The organism is Paenibacillus sp. FSL R5-0341, assembly GCF_037975235.1.
Taxonomy (GTDB): domain Bacteria; phylum Bacillota; class Bacilli; order Paenibacillales; family Paenibacillaceae; genus Paenibacillus; species Paenibacillus amylolyticus_A.
In genome coordinates this window covers 5108088-5123460 of the sequence record NZ_CP150241.1, presented here as the reverse complement: position 1 = coordinate 5123460, position 15373 = coordinate 5108088, and the positions used below count along the sequence as shown (strand labels likewise).

Below are 15373 nucleotides of genomic sequence, written 5' to 3'. Positions count from 1 at the left end.
AAGTCTATGAAGCTCTAATTTATATGTATGCCCTGAGCCTACTGTTCTATTTCTCGGACTGCATTCGACGCAATGCGGGGGCGAAGCGGACAGGCACAGGGTTTCTTGTTGTTGTTTGGGGGCTACAGGTCACACATGTCATATTGCGGATGTGGACCGAGGGCCATTTCCCAATCTACACGACCTTTGATTTTTTGTTTATATTTTCATTCAGTATCGTGCTGATGTCTCTCGCCATGACTCGCATCCAGCGTTCTGAATTTGTGATTCTGTTGCTGAATGTTGTTGGTTTTTCCGTAACTGTATTGAACCGACTATGGTTCACGGCTGGAGAGATATCACTGCACAATTGGCAAACCGTACATGGACTACTTATTATGCATATTACCTTGGCAAATCTCGGTTTTGCGGCGTTAACCGTTGGTACGGTATTTGCCTTGTTATATCTGTTCCTGCATCACAAGCTGAAGAAAAAAAAGTGGAATGATACAATGCGGCGGATGCCGAGCCTGGAAGTGATCGGCAAATACATGGATGGTGCTACTTTGATTGGTACACCGCTCCTTGGTGTTTCTGTGATGCTTGCGGTATTATCCATTGTGGCGGAAACACGCTGGACACTGCTTCTGGATCTCAAAGTTATTGCCACAGGCCTTGCTATAGCCATCTATGTGGGTTACTTCGTATCCAAGAGAAGGAAACAGTTCTCAACGATTATTATGGCAAGATGGACACTGATCGGATACGGATTTGTCATAATAAGTTTTTTATCCAATGCGTATTCAGCGTTTCATCGTTGGACGGGAGAGTGAAGGGGATGGATCGCTACACGCCGATATTTGTGAATATTTCTGGCAAGAAGTGTTGCGTGGTTGGCGGTGGACGTGTTGCCGAGCGTAAAATAAAGGGATTGCTGCATGCCGAGGCACAGATTACGGTCATTAGTCCGGAGCTTACTCCCGTATTAAAACAACTGCATCATGAATCCCGAATTCAATGGATAGACCGGTCCTACCGCAATGGAGATTTGCGGGGGGCCTTTCTCGTATATGCAGCGACTGACCGTTCAGAGGTCAATTCAACTGTGGTTCGGGAGGCTGAGGCCGCGGGCATACTGGTGAATGATGCGATGTCTTCCGAGTACAGCAACTTTATTACGCCAAGCGTGGTCAGGCGTGGGAGATTAAGCATAGCGATATCCACAGCAGGAGCGGGGCCGACAGCAGCAGCTGAGATACGTGCTACACTTGAAGAACAGTTCGGTGATGAGTATGAGACGTATCTGGAGTTTTTGCACCAGATGAGGACTGAGGTAAAGTTACGTGTATCCTCACCGAGTCTCAGAAGCACGTTGCTCCGACAATTAACTGAAATGAACATATTAGAAGATATTCGTACAGGCCATTTCCGGTGGTGGACGGAAGAAGAAATCGGGGACTGGATATCCCGTAATCAGGAGGAAGTGTAGACATGCGTACAATTAAAGTTGGTAGTAGACAGAGCGCGCTTGCGCTAACCCAGACAGGCCATGTTATTCAGGATTTACGCGATATTTGTGAGCGGGAAGGATTAGCTTTTGACTTTGAAGTACATAAGATTGTTACGAAGGGAGATCTCATTCTGGATGTAACCTTGTCAAAAGTGGGGGGCAAAGGTTTGTTCGTCAAAGAGATTGAACAGGCGATGCTTGATCGTACCATTGATATGGCTGTGCATAGCATGAAGGATATGCCTTCCGAGTTACCCGAAGGATTAATTAATGGGGCTGTTCCCCGGCGTGCAGATCCACGGGATGCATTGATTTCCAATGGTGGACTTACGCTCGATCAACTGCCAGAAGGAGCGAGAGTCGGCACAAGCAGTTTGCGCCGATCCAGTCAATTGAAGGCCTATCGCCCAGATTTACAATTGGAATCACTTCGCGGCAATATTGATTCCCGTCTGCGGAAGCTGGAGACTGAAGGACTCGACGCAATTATTTTGGCTGCGGCAGGATTGTATCGAATGGGCTGGGAAGACCGGATTACCGAGTACTTGACCGAAACAGCTTGTCTTCCGGCCGTGGGTCAGGGCGCGCTTGGTATCGAATGTCGTGAAGACGATGAGGAGCTATTGCACTTGTTGCAGCTGTATAACGATCCGGAGACAGCATTTCCCGTACAGGCGGAACGCCGTTTTCTCAGTGTACTGAATGGGGGCTGTCAGGTTCCAATTGGTGCTCATGCGGTATGGCTGCCTCAGGAAGATGCGGATTCCCTGAATGGAGAAAACACGTTACAATTAACAGGTATGGTTGGCACGCCAGATGGTGGACTGATTCTTAAGGAAGCTCTGACTGGCAAAGATCCGGTTCGTCTGGGAGAAGAAGTGGCTTGGAGATTGATTGAACGGGGAGCAGAGCAGATACTGGCAGAAGTTAGGGGATGAAGACATGGTGGGAAAGGTCTTTTTGGTAGGAGCAGGTCCTGGGGATGCGAAGCTAATTACGGTAAAAGGATGGGAATCCATCGGTAAAGCCGATGCTGTAGTCTATGATCGTTTGGCAAGTCCGAGATTGTTAAAACAGATGAAACCCGGTGCGGTCAAGATTTACGTGGGCAAGCGCCCTGATCGGCATACGATGAAACAGGAAGAGATCAATCAACTGTTGGTTGATCTGGCTTTGGAAGGTAAGGTTGTAGTTCGGCTTAAGGGTGGCGATCCAACTATCTTTGGACGCGTGGGCGAAGAGGCGGATTTGCTGCACAAAAACGGAATCCCGTTTGAGATTGTACCTGGGGTTACAGCTGCAATAAGTGTGCCTGCGTATGCCGGAATTCCTGTGACTCACCGTGACTATGCGTCCTCTATCTCTATCATTACGGGGCATGAGAGTCCGGACAAGCTTGATCGCAGCATCCATTGGGATAAAGTGACGAATGCAACGGGCACACTTGTATTTATGATGGGGGTTGCCAAAATTGGATATATCAGCGAACAATTGATTCGTCATGGTCGTCCAGCGCAAACACCAGTAGCTCTAATTCGTTGGGGAACACGAGCGGAACAGGATACCATTACAGGTACCCTTGAAGATATAGAGGCGAAAGTGATCGCAGCCAATTTCCAACCGCCAGCTGTTATTGTGGTGGGGGATGTCGTGAATCAACGGGAACAATTGAAATGGGCAGAAGCGCTGCCGCTGTTTGGCAAACGAATTCTGGTGACACGTGCTCGCAGTCAGGCGAGTGAACTTGTGAATCGCATTGAGGAACTCGGCGGGGAACCGTATGAGTTTCCGGTCATTGAGACGGTTATGCCGTCCAGTGAATCTGCGCAGCAAAGTGTCAAAGACGCCCTTAGTGCTTTAAATACGTATGACTGGGTGTTTTTCACAAGTGTGAACGGGGTGGAGTTTTTCTTCCGTCATCTGGAACAGGAAGGCAAGGACATTCGTTCGATTCATCAAGCGAGAATTGCTGCCGTAGGACCGTCTACAGCAGACGCTTTACGTAAACATGGCATCGTTGCAGAGGTTGTCAAAGGTCCTTTCCAGGCCGAAGGCATGCTTGAGGCTTTTGAAAGTGAGCTGAAGGAAGGCCAGAAAGTACTGCTTCCGCACGGCGATCTTGCCCGTACGTGGTTACGTGACCAGCTGAGAGAACGAGGACTTCAAGTCACCGAGGCTATCATCTATGATACGATCCTCGCTGGTGAGGATGATGACGAACTGCTCAAGCTGCTTGAAGAAGGCGGTATTCACGCGGTGACCTTTACAAGTTCATCGACGGTTACCAACTTCATGAACATGTTGAAACGGATGGGATTGCAGGATCCACTGCCTTTATTGAAAAATGTGGAGGTTGCTTGTATCGGACCTGTTACAGCGAAGACGGCAGAGGCCGCTGGACTACATGTTACACTGATGGCAGAGGAAGCAACGATGGATAGTCTGATCACCGTTCTATGCGACTGGAAACGGACAGGCACCAAAGAAGGTGTCCTTCGGAATTAATACACATGGGAATCAATTTCATAATACCTTTAGCTGCTTCAATCAAGGCTAGATATAGATCAAAACGATTCAATTTGTCTATATTTAGTTACGAAATCCATTTTTAGCGAGTTATGAAATTGATCCATGTAATATGTCAACATATGAAGCGTGCTGAATTCGATAGGATACCAGCGCGCTTCCCTTTTTGCTCTATTTAACTTTTTCAAGGAGGTTTTACTCGTATGAGTTTTCCAATTGTACGGCATCGCCGTTTACGTCAATCCACAGGTATTCGTAATATGGTCAGAGAGACCCATCTCACCGTAGATGATTTTATTCAACCAATCTATGTTACGTATGGAGAAAATGTAAAATCTGAAATTAAATCCATGCCTGGCGTATTCCGCTTCTCGCTGGATCGTCTTCAGGAGGAAGTAACGGAAATTGCTGAGCTGGGAATTCCTGCTGTGCTATTGTTCGGTATTCCGGAGACTAAGGACAGTGTGGGTTCATCTGGTTTTGCTGAAGATGGCATTGTGCAGGAAGCGACGAGATTGATCAAATCCTGGTACCCGGAGCTGCTGGTTGTTGCGGATACTTGTCTGTGTGAATTCACGGATCACGGCCACTGCGGTATGGTACACACCGTGGAGATTGACGGTCACATCTGCGGAGATGTGTTAAATGACGAATCACTTGATCTGCTCGTGCAAACGGCAGTGTCTCAAGCCAAAGCAGGAGCGGACATTATTGCACCATCCAACATGATGGATGGATTTGTACAAGCGATCCGCGCGGGGCTGGATGAGAATGGATTCAGTCACATTCCGATTATGTCTTACTCTGTTAAATATGCATCCGCATTCTATGGTCCATTCCGTGAAGCTGCGGATTCCACACCACAATTCGGAGACCGCAAGTCATATCAGATGGACCCGGCGAACGCACGTGAAGCCTTGCGTGAAGCAGAGACGGATGTGCTCGAAGGAGCGGACATGTTGATGGTAAAACCATCCCTTTCCTATCTGGATGTTATGCGCACCATTAAGGATCAATTTGATCTTCCGCTTGTTGCCTATAATGTAAGTGGCGAGTATGCCATGGTGAAGGCGGCGGCGATTCAAGGCTGGATCGATGAGAAAAAAGTTGCCATGGAAATCCTGCTCAGCATGAAACGCGCAGGTGCAGATATGATCATTACCTACTACGGAAAAGACGCTTCACGCTGGTTGGCTGAGCAATAAAATAAATTACATTGAGGAGGATATTCATGACTGCACAACAAGGTAATCGTCGCAATGATGAGCGCTCACGCAGCGCGTTTGAAGAAGCGAAGCAGTACATACCCGGGGGTGTGAACAGCCCTGTACGCGCATTCAAATCGGTGGGACTTACCCCGATCTATGCAGAACGCGGTGAAGGGTCCAAAATCTACGATATTGATGGCAATGTTTTTATTGACTATGTGGGATCGTGGGGTCCACTCATCATGGGACATGCACATCCTGATGTTGTAGAAGCTTTGCGTGAGACAGCTCTGAAAGGAACAAGCTTTGGTGCGCCGACTCTGCTGGAGACCGAGATGGCGAAACTGGTCTGTGAGCGTGTACCTTCTATCGATATCGTACGGATGGTGAATTCCGGTACGGAAGCAACAATGAGTGCCATTCGACTGGCACGCGGGGTAACTGGACGCAGTAAAATCCTGAAGTTTGAAGGATCATATCATGGACATGCAGACAGCTTGCTGATCAAGGCGGGTTCAGGTGTTGCAACGCTGGGTCTGCCAGATAGTCCGGGAGTGCCCGAAGGGGTAGCTGTAAATACCATCACGGTACCTTATAACGATCTGGAGTCCGTGACGCTTGCTTTTGAACGTTATGGTGAAGAACTGGCCGCTGTTATTGTGGAACCTGTGGCGGGTAACATGGGGGTTGTGCCTCCGGCTTCCGGTTTCCTTGAAGGCTTGCGCAGTTTGACGACGCAATATGGCAGCCTGCTTATTTTTGACGAAGTGATGACCGGTTTCCGCGTAGGGTTGAACTGTGCTCAGGGACGGTTTGGGGTTACGCCTGACCTGACTTGTCTGGGTAAAGTTATCGGTGGCGGACTCCCTGTTGGTGCTTATGGTGGTCGCCGGGATCTGATGGAACAGATTGCACCAACAGGTCCGATCTATCAGGCAGGTACACTGAGCGGGAACCCGTTGGCTATGGCCGCAGGATATACGACGCTCAAATTGTTAACACCAGAGGTCTACGACCGTCTGGAGACACTGTCTGCACGTCTGCAAGCCGGCTTTGAGAAAAATGCAGCGGAGACGGGTGTTGCGATAACCATTAACCGTGTTGGTTCCATGGTTTGTCCATTCTTCAGTGCCGTTCCCGTAACCAATTATGATATTGCCAAAGAAAGCAATCTGGATCAATTCCGTCGTTATTTTGCGGCCATGATTGATCAAGGTGTGAGTGTTGCGCCTTCGCAATACGAAGGCATGTTTGTCTCTGGTGTGCACACGGAGCAGGACATTGACGATACAATCGAGGCGAACCGGAAGGCTCTTCAATCGCTATGACTATCAAAAGTTGGAAACGCCGCGGGGAATGGCTTGAGCTGATGCCAGGGAAAGCCGTAACAGGCAGTTCGGACAAACCGATGGCCGCAGAGCAGTGGCTATTGTCTGAGCTACAGTTTCCGGAGAAACTGCTCCGTCAGCTTAAAACAAACCGAGGAATACAACTCGCAGGGGACCGGCTTCGGCTGGCCCTTTTTGCGTCCCAGCCAATCGATGTTGAGCCACGCTGGGCTGAGGTAGATGTATTGTATGAGGATGATTTTTGTCTGGTTATGCACAAACCGGCAGGCATGAAACTGCATCCGGATGGAAGCCGTGCTGATCAGGCCATCACGCTGGATCACGCGGTTGCCTCGTATTATGAAATGAACGGAATTCAGGCGAGCGTACGCCATGTTCATCGACTGGATGAGGATACAACCGGGCCTGTCCTGTATGCCAAAAATGCGTTTGCCCTCGCCAAACTGGATGAAGCAATGCGCCGCAAAGAGATTGGTCGCCATTATATAGCCATTGCTGGGGGACAATTATCCCCTGAACTCGACAAAATTGATGCTCCGATTGGCAAGGATAGACATCACAAACAGCGCAGACGTGTCTCGGAAGGTGGACAGGAAGCGGTTACCCATGTGGAGATCGGCGAAGTGTGGGAACGAGCGACCCTTGTACGATTAAAGCTGGATACAGGACGAACACACCAAATCCGCGTACATCTGAGTTATGTAGGACATCCGCTTATTGGTGACGAGTTGTATGGTGGGAGAACGGATGTCATTGGGCGACAGGCACTTCACGGAGAGGTGCTTAAGTTTAGCCACCCGTTAACTGGAGCCGTGATTGAAGTGAATGATCCTTGGCCGTCCGATTTTACACAATTGGCAGAGCGCGAGGGGTCTTACTAGTACTCTATATGTTCGATTAACTATTTACACGAAAACGCAAAGGACAGAAACAACCAGAAGAAGCAAAGCGTTCGCTTTAAAGCTTTCTGAAAGAAAGCTGCTTCGGAAGCATAAGCTATCCCTGGATTTTCCCTTTTATAAAAAGGAATGGAAAAAATCTTGGGATAACAGCGATCAGAGGTTATTCTGTCATTGGAGTTACAGTGGAAATAACCATGAGTTGAACATATATAGCAAGGTTTTTCAAAAGGTGGCATGCTCATCTCATTCAAGGCATATAGATGGGGTAACGAAGGATTTGGACCATGGATCAGTCCCATGAGAAGGATCATGGTGAACATATGCCGAAAGGAGGACGCCACCTTTGTTGAATCAACCTTATGGTTTGCGGTTCGATATTTATGAGCGCGTTCATTTGTCTGAGGGAGTCCCTGGAATTGAGGAATTGGAGGAAATTGAACTATACCCGCGCATTCAAGTCATAGGACAGGATGATCATGCTACGTTAAGAGGACATCTTTTACTTACAGGTGCGTACAGAGGAGAGAATGAGGCTTCAGAGGAGCTCAAACATTTCATTCCTGTGGAGATCACGGTGCCGCTGAACCGGGTCAGATCGATTGATGATATTTCCATCGAGATCGAAAATTTTGACGTGGATCTGTTATCCAATCGCAGTCTGAACATTACAGGCGTGTTATCACTGCGAGGCATCGAGGGCTTTCCTGTTGAGGAGCCTCAAGTATGGTCGGCAGATGAGTTTACAGTTGTTCACTCACCTGACATTCAGCAATCCAATCGTTCCGAGGAATCAGAACAGCCCGCCATCGATCCCAATGCATTTGCACAAGAGTATCTGCTCCAGCGGAGTGAGGAAGAGAGACTTGCGAATGCAGCAGAACTTGCATACGGTGCCCCGGAATTCGCTGATCTGCAGGATTATGCGAATGCGTCTTCGGCCGAGCCACTTCAGTCCGAGGAGCAAAGTGCGGAGTACGCTAATGAAAACAGACAACCTGATGCAAACGAAGATCTTGCATCTCTGGCAGCGAATGGAGATGAATTGGCATCCCATGAGCAATACAGCGAACCTTCTCCCATCTCGTCATTTATGGCCGAGACCGCTGATCGGTTAGCTTCTTACCCTGAGTCGGAACCATTGCTGCCTCTGGAGGAAGAGCCTTCTGCGTGGTCCGAGCCTTCCGTGGATGCATTGCCTGCCAACCCGAGAAGCTCAGATCAAGCAGTCTCAGAGCCTACTGCTCAATCATCTAATGAGTTAGCAGCACCAGATGTACCGGACGCACCGGACGTATGGCGCTTCGAATCCGCGAGATCTGTACCTCAGCAGGAGAATCAGGCAGTTGCCGATGTTCCAGTTGAACCACAGGCGGAGAACTGGCAGGGGGTATTCGCTTCGTCCGAACCAGGCAGCGCTGAGGAAGACCGACCGTCTTTTGAAGCGGCTGGGGTAGACGAGTTCGTGCAGAACGAAGCATTTGTTCCTGAACCTGTGGCTGAGACGGAAGACAAGCCGGAGCTGAAGGTTGCTTTTGGCAGCAAGAAAGAATCTGCACCACGGCAAGAGGAGGGCGTAGGTATCTCTTCCTTGTTATCCTCTGGCAGAGCAGCACGGGATGCTGAAGTGGAGCGAGGCGACGAGGTTCCTGCTGGTGTAGTACAGGAAGAAACGTATCCGGCTGATGATGTGGAATGGAAGAATTTGTTCTTGGGAACGATCGTGGACCAGACCCCATTCCGCAAGGTGAAACTGTGCATCGTTCAGCGCGAAGATACACTGGATGCCATTGCTGATCGATATCAATTAAGCACGAGGGAACTGCAGTTGTATAACCGATTATCTGAACAGGTTGTGGAAGAAGGTCAGATATTGTACATCCCTTAATCCGTAGTTAAAGCCTTCGTTACGACCCGTGATCCCCTTGAGGATTGCGGGTTTTTGCATGATTCGTCCTGAACCTGCATTCCAGCGCTCTTTATCCGCTGTTGTCAGGTTGACTATCGCGCACGAGCAAGGTATGATGTGTGTAGGTTTTTTGAAGAACAACGTGGAACGGGAGTAGTAGACAGTATGACCTTTCAGAGAGTGGAATTGCAACGCTGTGAGATTCCGCAGGAACCAACTGATCGAAGTCGCCCGGGAGTTGCCTGTTTGAATACAAGGGATGAATGAGATGTATCGTCATTTATTGCTGAGGTAGGATGGGCCGGTAGCAGCCGTTATCTGCTTGAAGTGTCACGTTATGTACAGAGGGTGAAGTCTATCTTGCTGTCGACGTGAAACAAAGGTGGTACCGCGAAAGCTAACCTTTCGTCCTTTGATGGATGAAAGGTTTTTTTGTTTTTTTTGGCGAAGATGATGAAGTAACGGAGGAATGACACATGTCTGAAGAAAAAAAATCAGCTGCAACAGAAATGCCGACCACTTACGATCCCAAGGCGGCAGAGGACAAATGGTACTCCACCTGGATGGAGCGCGGCTATTTCAAAGCCGGTCAACGTAAGGATGCCGAGCCGTATACAATTGTAATTCCACCCCCAAATGTGACCGGGATGCTGCACATCGGGCATGCGCTCGACTTTACACTGCAGGATATACTAATCCGCACGAAACGGATGCAGGGCTATGATGCGCTGTGGCTTCCGGGTTCCGACCATGCAGGTATTGCTACCCAAACCAAGGTAGAGCAGAAGCTGCGTGAAGAAGGTCTGACTCGTTATGATCTGGGACGCGAGAAGTTTTTGGAGAAGGTATGGGACTGGAAAGATCAGTATGCCACTACCATTCGTCAACAATGGGGCAAAATGGGACTGTCGCTTGACTACTCACGTGAACGTTTCACGCTGGATGAAGGTCTGTCCCAAGCGGTACGCAAAGTATTTGTTCAATTGTATGAAAAAGGCCTTATTTATCGAGGCAAACGTATCATTAACTGGGACCCGGTGAACCGGACAGCACTGTCCGACATTGAGGTTGAATATAAAGAGGTTCAGGGTCACTTGTACCATCTGCGTTATCCGCTTAAAGACGGAAGTGGCTACGTTACCGTGGCAACGACACGTCCTGAAACGATGCTGGGCGATACCGCGGTTGCTGTTCATCCGAAGGATGAGCGCTATGCAGATATGATTGGTAAAGTACTTGTACTGCCTATCATCGGACGTGAAATTCCAATTATCGCCGATGATTATGTGGATAAAGAGTTCGGAAGTGGTGCAGTTAAAATCACGCCTGCGCATGATCCGAATGACTTTGAAGTCGGCCTTCGTCATGATCTGCCTCAAATTACGGTAATGGATGAGAGCGGCACAATGAATGCAGAGGCCGGCAAGTATCAAGGGCTGGATCGCAGTGACTGCCGCAAGCAGATTGTTGCTGACTTGAAAGAACAGGGTGTATTGATCAACATCGAGGATCATACGCATCAGGTTGGACACAGTGAACGTACCGGAGCTGTTGTCGAGCCGTATCTGTCTACACAGTGGTTTGTTGAGATGAAGCCACTTGCGGAGAGAGCGATTCAGAAGCAACAGAGCGGCGAAGGGGTTAATTTTGTTCCAGACCGTTTCGAGAAAACGTATCTGAACTGGATCGAGAACGTTCGTGACTGGTGTATTTCCCGTCAACTGTGGTGGGGACATCGTATTCCTGCTTGGTATGATGAGGAAACGGGTGAAATCATCGTATCTGCTGAAGATCCGACGACGCTGCCAGAGAATGCTGGCCGCAAGTTGAGACAGGACGAAGACGTACTCGATACATGGTTCAGCTCTGGTTTATGGCCGTTCTCCACATTGGGCTGGCCGGAAGATACGGAAGACCTGCAACGTTATTATCCGACAAGTGTACTTGTGACAGGGTATGACATCATATATTTCTGGGTTGCACGTATGATTTTCACGGCATTGGAATTCACCGATGAGATTCCGTTCAAGGATGTGCTGATGCATGGTCTTGTTCGTGACGCAGATGGACGTAAAATGTCCAAATCACTGGGCAACGGTGTAGACCCGCTGGATGTTATTGAGAAATACGGCGCAGATGCAATGCGTTACATGATCTCAACCAGCAGCACGCCAGGTCAGGATCTGCGTTTCCGTTGGGAACGGGTGGAGCAGGCTCGTAACTTTGCCAACAAGATCTGGAATGCTTCGCGCTTTGCATTGATGAATCTGGAAGGATTCACCTATGAGGAACGTGACATTAGCGGAGAGCTTGGTACAGCCGATTATTGGATTTTGCACCGTCTGAACGAAACTTCCCGCGATATTACGCGTCTAATCGAAGCGTATGAATTTGGGGAAACGGGCCGTGTACTGTATAACTTTATCTGGGATGACCTGTGTGACTGGTATATTGAGTTTGCGAAACTGTCCTTCTATGGCGAAGATCCGGTTGCCAAGAAGAAGACACAATCCGTGCTGGCTTATGTGCTCGATCAGACCATGCGCCTGATTCATCCGTTCATGCCATACATCTCCGAAGAGATCTGGCAGCATCTGCCGCATGAAGGTGAGACGATTACGCTGGCATCTTGGCCGGTATACGATCCTGCTCTTGAGAACCCAGAGGCTGTTGCCGAGATGAACCTGCTCATGGATACCATCCGTGCAGTTCGGAACATTCGTGCAGAAGTGAACGTGCCGATGAGTAAAAAGATCGAGTTGATGGTCAAAGCTAATAGTGCTGAGACGTCCAGCATCATTCAGCGTAACAGCCATTACATCAAACGTTTCTGTAATACGTCCGAGTTCGATAGTGGGCTGGATCTAAGCTCACCGGATAAGGCAATGACTGCGATCATTACGGGGGCAGAACTTTACTTGCCACTGGCAGGTCTTATTGATATCGAACAGGAAGTGGCTCGCCTGGAGAAAGAGTTGCAGAACCTTGAGGGAGAAGTACTCCGTGTGGAGAAAAAGCTGGCGAATGAAGGCTTTGTTGCCAAAGCTCCTGCCAAGGTTATTGAGGAAGAGCGCGCCAAGCAAGCAGATTATTCCGACAAACGGGATAAAGTGATTGCACGAATCAAGGAACTCAAAGGTTAATATATCTGGGTCGGATGGAGAGCTAGTATGCCATCCGGCCGCTTTTTTCAATCAAACTCGGGACCGAAGGTGAATCAGATGACGGAATTAGACGGGACAGATGCAGCAGCTCCTTTACTTACGTATGACGAGGCCGTGGACTGGATCAATGGCCTTATTCCTTTTGGCATAAGACCTGGATTGGAACGAATCGAGGGTCTGATGTCCATGTTAGGCAATCCACACCAACGTCTCAAATTTATTCACGTCGCGGGAACGAACGGCAAAGGTTCGACTTGCGCTTTTTTGACGTCAGTGCTTCTTCAGGCTGGATACGATGTGGGCACCTTTACGTCGCCTTATATCACCAAGTTTACGAACCGTTTTCAATACAACGGTGAGGATATTCCCGAAGAGATTCTGCTTAAGCTCTCCAACCGGTTACGTCCACTGGTCATGGAAATGGCCTCCACTCCGCTTGGATCACCAACGATGTTTGAGGTGTCCACGGCTCTCGCGCTTCTGTATTATGCAGAAGAATGCTACCCTGACGTTGTGGTATGGGAGACGGGGCTAGGGGGAAGGATGGACGTAACGAATATTGTTGCACCTGTTGTGTCCGTCATCACCAACATTGGTATGGATCACACGGATGTGCTTGGAGATACGATTGAGCTGATTGCTGGAGAAAAGGCAGGCATTATCAAGCCGGGAGTACCTGTGGTGACCTGCGCGACTCAACCCGAAGCTGTGAAAGTGATTCAGGAGAAAGCACAGCAGCTTCAATCAACCGTGTATTTGGCCGGAGATCAATTCTCTTATCATAGACTGGACAGTAATGAGAGCGGACAATCTTTCCATTTTACAGGACCGTTTCGTGACCTGGACGTTCGCATCCGCATGCAGGGCTCACACCAATGTGACAATGCAGCGGCTGCACTGATGGTGCTTGAATTGCTCAGACAATACATGGCGTTTATGCTGGATGACAACGATATTGCACTTGGACTGGAGAATGCATTCTGGGCAGGGAGATTCGAAAAAGTCGTCGATGAACCCCGAATTGTGCTCGATGGAGCACATAATCCGGAGGGGGCTGAGTCGCTGGCCAAGAGCATTAGAGAAGTTTATCCTTACAACAAGTTAATTTTGATGATGGGTATGTTGGCGAATAAGCATCACGAAGCGTATTTGCAGCATATACTGCCACTAGTGGATACGCTGATCCTGACCGAGCCAGATTTCCGACGCAAAATGGATGCAGCCGAATTGCTGCAAATTGTCGAACGGGTACGTTCCGCCATTGCGAAGCAGGAGCTGGAAATCATCGTCGAGCCCGAATGGGCAAAGGCACTTGATCTATTGAAGTCACGGACGGAAGCGGAAGATCTGGGGGTGGTCTCCGGCACACTGTACCTGATTGCGGATGTGCGGGCAGCCCTTTTGCATCAAACCGATTCTGAAAAAGGTTGGTGAAAGTTTTGTTAAATACATCGGAACACGTTCATTTTATAGGGATTGGCGGATATGGCATGAGTGCCATCGCAAGAGTTATGCTGGAAATGGGATACACCGTTACCGGATCGGATGTCGCTTCACAAGAGTTGACCGAGAAGTTGGCAGCCAAGGGAGCGAAAATATATATCGGACATACGGCAGAGCACGTCACTGGAGCAGACCTGGTTGTCTACTCTACTGCAGCGCCTGCGGATAATGTGGAACGGGTAGCAGCTGCAGAGCTGAACATTCCGATTCTGCATCGTTCGCAGATGCTTGCACGTTTGTTGAACGAACGTAAAGGTGTGGCTGTGGCCGGAGCGCATGGTAAAACAACCACTTCATCCATGATTGCACTTGTTATGGATAAATGTGATACGGACCCGACATATATCATTGGCGGAGAAATCATGAATGTGGGTACCAACGCGAAGGCCGGTCAAGGCGACTGGGTAGTCGCTGAAGCGGACGAGAGCGATGGTTCGTTTTTGCAGTACCATCCATGGCTCGGTATTGTAACCAATATTGAGGCAGATCATCTGGAGAATTACAACAGTGATTTTGAGGAGCTCAAAAAGGCTTATGTGCAGTTCTTGAGCCAAATTCGTCCGGAAGGAACAGCGATTGTATGTTCTGACGACGAGAATGTTCAAGCGATTTTGCCAGAACTCAAGTCACGGATTACAACGTATGGTATTGATCGTGCTGCGGATTATACGGCAACGGATATTGTACTGGGCGATCGCCGTATCTCCTTTACGATGAATCATCAGGGTGCTGCTATGGGTACGGTGGAATTATCAGTGCCGGGTAAGCATAACGTTTATAATGCGATGGCTACGGTGATTACTTGTCTGGAAGCAGGCATTCCATTTGAGAAGATTGTGGCAGCTATCATCCAGTTCCACGGAGCCAAACGCAGATTCCAGGTGTTGGGCGAGGCACGTGATATGCTCATCATTGATGATTATGCTCATCACCCGACTGAGATTGAAGCTACGATTAGTGCCGCCAAAGCAACAGGCAAACGCATTATTGCAGTATTCCAGCCACAGCGTTATACGCGGACGTTCTTCCTGCTGGATGCGTTCAGTCGTGCTTTTGCGGAAGCGGATGAGGTGCTTATTACGGATATCTATTCTCCTGCGGGCGAAAAACAGATTGAAGGAGTAACCTCAGCCAGACTGGTTGAACTGATCGTTCAAAACAGTAATGCTTCTGCACGTTACCTCCCAACGAAAGAGGAAGTTGTGGCTGATCTGCAGCATCGTCTGCAGCCAGGAGATCTTGTGATTACCATGGGCGCAGGTGATATCTGGAAAGTTGGCGATACACTTGCCAAAGGTTTGAAATAAATCAATTGAGAAACCGCCT

At 48.9% G+C, this 15373-nt stretch carries 11 protein-coding genes and 1 other annotated feature; all 11 genes read left to right on the top strand.

Going from position 1 to position 15373, the window contains the following annotated elements:
* Positions 1 to 23 precede the first annotated feature (23 nt).
* The 11 genes from ccsA to murC all read left to right on the top strand — a co-directional run bounded on the left by ccsA (position 24) and on the right by murC (position 15354).
* Entirely contained in the window at positions 24 to 812 is a 789-nt protein-coding gene (ccsA, locus tag MKX75_RS23000) for a cytochrome c biogenesis protein CcsA (protein WP_062838042.1), read from the top strand.
* A 5-nt stretch (positions 813 to 817) separates the two neighbouring features.
* Positions 818 to 1468, top strand: a complete 651-nt coding sequence (locus MKX75_RS22995; RefSeq protein ID WP_076333707.1) for a bifunctional precorrin-2 dehydrogenase/sirohydrochlorin ferrochelatase — start codon at positions 818 to 820, stop codon at positions 1466 to 1468.
* Between the two features lie 2 nt (positions 1469 to 1470).
* Positions 1471 to 2427 carry a hydroxymethylbilane synthase gene (gene hemC / locus MKX75_RS22990; RefSeq protein WP_062837810.1) on the top strand — a complete coding sequence of 319 codons (957 nt, stop codon included), beginning with the start codon at positions 1471 to 1473 and terminating at the stop codon, positions 2425 to 2427.
* Between the two features lie 4 nt (positions 2428 to 2431).
* The gene (cobA, locus tag MKX75_RS22985; protein WP_062837809.1) at positions 2432 to 3994 is read left to right on the top strand and encodes a uroporphyrinogen-III C-methyltransferase; all 1563 of its coding nucleotides are present in this window, start codon (positions 2432 to 2434) and stop codon (positions 3992 to 3994) included.
* Between the two features lie 224 nt (positions 3995 to 4218).
* The gene (gene hemB, locus MKX75_RS22980; RefSeq protein ID WP_076333706.1) at positions 4219 to 5220 is read left to right on the top strand and encodes a porphobilinogen synthase; all 1002 of its coding nucleotides are present in this window, start codon (positions 4219 to 4221) and stop codon (positions 5218 to 5220) included.
* A gap of 26 nt (positions 5221 to 5246) precedes the next feature.
* A complete protein-coding gene (hemL, locus tag MKX75_RS22975) occupies positions 5247 to 6551 on the top strand; it encodes a glutamate-1-semialdehyde 2,1-aminomutase (RefSeq protein WP_076333705.1) in 1305 nt (434 codons plus the stop codon).
* Positions 6548 to 7453 (top strand): RluA family pseudouridine synthase, encoded by a 906-nt coding sequence (locus tag MKX75_RS22970; protein WP_339166965.1) that lies wholly within the window; start codon positions 6548 to 6550, stop codon positions 7451 to 7453. Before hemL ends, MKX75_RS22970 begins: the two co-directional genes overlap by 4 nt.
* Before the next feature lie 364 nt (positions 7454 to 7817).
* Positions 7818 to 9359, top strand: coding sequence for a LysM peptidoglycan-binding domain-containing protein (locus MKX75_RS22965; RefSeq protein WP_339166963.1), 1542 nt, complete (start codon positions 7818 to 7820; stop codon positions 9357 to 9359).
* Between the two features lie 155 nt (positions 9360 to 9514).
* Positions 9515 to 9796: a binding site (T-box leader), on the top strand.
* A 60-nt stretch (positions 9797 to 9856) separates the two neighbouring features.
* On the top strand, positions 9857 to 12523 hold the full coding sequence (locus tag MKX75_RS22960; protein WP_076333702.1) for a valine--tRNA ligase: 2667 nt from the start codon (positions 9857 to 9859) through the stop codon (positions 12521 to 12523).
* Positions 12524 to 12601: 78 nt separating this feature from the next.
* Positions 12602 to 13978 (top strand): folylpolyglutamate synthase/dihydrofolate synthase family protein, encoded by a 1377-nt coding sequence (locus tag MKX75_RS22955; protein ID WP_076333748.1) that lies wholly within the window; start codon positions 12602 to 12604, stop codon positions 13976 to 13978.
* Positions 13979 to 14034: 56 nt separating this feature from the next.
* On the top strand, positions 14035 to 15354 hold the full coding sequence (gene murC, locus MKX75_RS22950) for a UDP-N-acetylmuramate--L-alanine ligase (RefSeq protein ID WP_062837803.1): 1320 nt from the start codon (positions 14035 to 14037) through the stop codon (positions 15352 to 15354).
* Positions 15355 to 15373 lie beyond the last annotated feature (19 nt).

Bases quoted from the DNA above. Each gene is read 5' to 3' on its own strand.
- hemC (WP_062837810.1), top strand. From the start codon at position 1,471: ATGCGTACAATTAAAGTTGGTAGTAGACAGAGCGCGCTTGCGCTAACC.
- MKX75_RS22955 (WP_076333748.1), top strand. From the start codon at position 12,602: ATGACGGAATTAGACGGGACAGATGCAGCAGCTCCTTTACTTACGTAT.
- MKX75_RS22970 (WP_339166965.1), top strand. From the start codon at position 6,548: ATGACTATCAAAAGTTGGAAACGCCGCGGGGAATGGCTTGAGCTGATG.
- murC (WP_062837803.1), top strand. From the start codon at position 14,035: ATGAGTGCCATCGCAAGAGTTATGCTGGAAATGGGATACACCGTTACC.
- cobA (WP_062837809.1), top strand. From the start codon at position 2,432: ATGGTGGGAAAGGTCTTTTTGGTAGGAGCAGGTCCTGGGGATGCGAAG.
- hemB (WP_076333706.1), top strand. From the start codon at position 4,219: ATGAGTTTTCCAATTGTACGGCATCGCCGTTTACGTCAATCCACAGGT.
- MKX75_RS22960 (WP_076333702.1), top strand. From the start codon at position 9,857: ATGTCTGAAGAAAAAAAATCAGCTGCAACAGAAATGCCGACCACTTAC.
- MKX75_RS22995 (WP_076333707.1), top strand. From the start codon at position 818: ATGGATCGCTACACGCCGATATTTGTGAATATTTCTGGCAAGAAGTGT.
- ccsA (WP_062838042.1), top strand. From the start codon at position 24: ATGTATGCCCTGAGCCTACTGTTCTATTTCTCGGACTGCATTCGACGC.
- hemL (WP_076333705.1), top strand. From the start codon at position 5,247: ATGACTGCACAACAAGGTAATCGTCGCAATGATGAGCGCTCACGCAGC.